The following is a 2,375-nucleotide window of genomic DNA, read 5'->3' as shown; positions in this document are numbered from 1 at the left end:
CGGATGACGAAGCCCGTCACCCGGCCCGGATCGGCGGCATGGGAGAGGTCGATGTCGGCCCCGACGTGATCGGGACTGCCGAACAGGATGTGGTGGACCTCGACCCCCGGCAGGCGCCGGACCCCGTCGAGCAGCCCGAGTTCGCGCAGGATGCTGGTCGACTTGCCGCTGACGGCGTCGCCGCACACCTTGTCGCGCGGGAAGCGGGCCTTCTCCAGCACCACCGCGCGGAGCCCGGCGCGGACGGCGTAGAGGCCCGCGGTCGCCCCCGCGGGGCCGCCGCCGACGATGACGAGATCATGGATCACGACGCGACGGCGGCCGGCCGGAGCGCCAGCAGGTCGCCGACGAAGGCCTCGAGCGCCGCCGGCTCGGCGCCGGCCGCCGCCGCGATCCGGGCGCCGTCGGCCATCAGGGCGGCGGCCCGGTCGCGGGCGGCCGCCGCACCGACCGCCGCGGCATAGTTGGGCTGGGACACGGCGAGGTCGCGCTCGCGGTCGGCGACGTCGTCGACGATCTGGTAGGCGATGCCGAGGCGGGTGCCGTAGTCGGCCAGTGCCTGCCGCGCGGCCGCGCCGCCGCCGCCGGCCATCGCCCCCAGTTCGCAGGCGGCCGAGACGAGGCAGCCGCTCTTGCGCCGGTGCAGCGCCTCCAGCCCGGCCGCGTCCATCCGCGGGCCGACGCCGGACCGGCGGGCCGCGAGGTCGTCGCGCTGGCCGCCGCACATGCCGGCGGCGCCGACTGCGCGCGCCAGCCGCTCGACCGCATCGGTGCCGCGGGCGCGGTCGACCGCCCCGGCGATCTCGAACGCGCGGGCGAGCAGGGCCACCGCCGCCAGGATCGCCACCGCCTCGCCGTGGCCGCGATGCAGGGCGGGGCGTCCGCGGCGTTCGGCGGCGTTGTCCATGGCCGGCAGGTCGTCGAGGACGAGCGAGGCGGCATGCACCATCTCGACGGCGCAGGCGAGGTCGAGCGCGTCCGCATCGCGGCCGCCGACGGCGCGGCAGGCGAGGATCGTCAGCGTCGCGCGCAGCCGCCGGCCGCCGCCCAGGGCCGCCTCGGCCATGGCGCGCCGCAGTTCGCCGTCCTCGCCGGCTCCGAGCAGCGCCTGCAGCCGGTCGTCGATCCGCTCCTGCGCCGAGCCCGGGCCGGCCACTGCCAGTTCCGCCAGCGCCGCCATCGCTCAATGCCCCCCGCCGCCCAGGATCTGGGCCAGCACCGTCAGGCTGCGGCCGACCCGCTCGTCGAGGCTGGCACCGACGAGCCGCACCGTCCTGTCGCCGCCCAGGCCGGCGCCGCCCGGGCCGACCTCGAACGCGAAGCCGAACGGATCCCAGGCGTTGCCGAGTTCGGCGAAGCGGTAGCGGAGGTCGTGGACCGTGACCCGGTCGCCCTCCACCCGCCAGACCGGCGCGTGCAGGAAGCCCGCGAGCGCCATCCCCGGGACGGAGCGGCGGACGGCCGCCACCGCCGGCGCTTCGGGATCGGACAGGACCGACGGCAGGCGCTCGATCCGGTTGGCCACGGGGCGGATGGCATATTGGTCGTAGCCGTCCGGCCGCCGCAGGATGCCGCGCCACCGCAATGGTGCGAACGGCTCCGGCACGAGGTCGACCGCCGGGGCCGATGCCGTGGCGGCCAGCATGTCCGAGGCCCGCTCCCGCAGCAGCGCCGCGACGCCGACATGGGCGAGCGCCAGGGCCAGCGCCGTGGCCGCCACCGCTGCACGGGCGCCGGGTCCGAGCCGCGGCAGCAGGGACAGGCCGAGCCCCAGCGCCAGCACGCCGGTCAGCACCGGGTCGACGACGAACAGCAGGCCGAACTCGACCCGGGCGTCGGAGAGCGGGTGGAAGAGGACCACGCCGTAGGCGTTGAGGAGGTCGAGGCCGATATGCAGGACGATGCCCGCCGCGGCCAGCGCCGCCGTCTGCCAGAACCCCAGTCGTCCGCCGGCCAGCCGGGCCAGGACGGCGATGCCGGCCGCCATCGCCGGCAGGGCGACCAGGGAATGGGTGAAGGTGTGCCGGAGCAGGGCCGCCCGCGTCGGGTCGACGAGGACGACCAGCATGTCGAGGTCCGGCGCCAGCGCGCCGGCCAGCAGCACGAGGGCCGGCGCGCCGCGCCGGGCCGAGGAAGGACCGGTCCAGGCCGGGTTGGCGCGCGCCAGGGCGAGGCCGGCCAGGGCGTGGGTGGCGAGGTCCATGGCGTCAGCCGACCGCGCCGCGGAGGACGACGAGCGGGTCGGTCGTCGCCGCCCGCCGGGCCGGCAGCAAGGCGCCGAGACACGCGGTCGCGATCGCCGCCGCGGCCGCGATCGCATAGTGGCCGCCCCAGTCGTAGAGGAGGAAGCGGTTCGACTGGATGATCGGTCCCTG

General features: G+C 77.1%; 3 protein-coding genes. All 3 read right to left on the bottom strand.

Features of this window, described 5'->3' with window-relative positions:
• On the bottom strand, positions 1–308 hold a 308-nt coding region (locus ACE3Q3_RS23960), incomplete at its 3' end, for an NAD(P)/FAD-dependent oxidoreductase (RefSeq protein ID WP_374450313.1).
• A complete protein-coding gene (locus ACE3Q3_RS23955; protein WP_374450312.1) occupies positions 305–1,180 on the bottom strand; it encodes a polyprenyl synthetase family protein in 876 nt (291 codons plus the stop codon). The genes ACE3Q3_RS23955 and ACE3Q3_RS23960, both read right to left, overlap by 4 nt.
• Before the next feature lie 3 nt (positions 1,181–1,183).
• The gene (locus tag ACE3Q3_RS23950; RefSeq protein ID WP_374450310.1) at positions 1,184–2,203 is read right to left on the bottom strand and encodes a metal-dependent hydrolase; all 1,020 of its coding nucleotides are present in this window, start codon (positions 2,201–2,203) and stop codon (positions 1,184–1,186) included.
• Positions 2,204–2,375 lie beyond the last annotated feature (172 nt).

The organism is Allostella sp. (assembly GCF_041913585.1).
In the GTDB taxonomy this organism is placed as follows: Bacteria; Pseudomonadota; Alphaproteobacteria; order ATCC43930; family Allostellaceae; genus Allostella.
Note: the sequence above shows the minus strand (reverse complement) of the source record. Positions and strands in the feature narration are given on the sequence as shown.

Coding starts and splice junctions, on each gene's coding strand:
- ACE3Q3_RS23950 (WP_374450310.1), bottom strand. CDS start 2,203: ATGGACCTCGCCACCCACGCCCTGGCCGGCCTCGCCCTGGCGCGCGCC.
- ACE3Q3_RS23955 (WP_374450312.1), bottom strand. CDS start 1,180: ATGGCGGCGCTGGCGGAACTGGCAGTGGCCGGCCCGGGCTCGGCGCAG.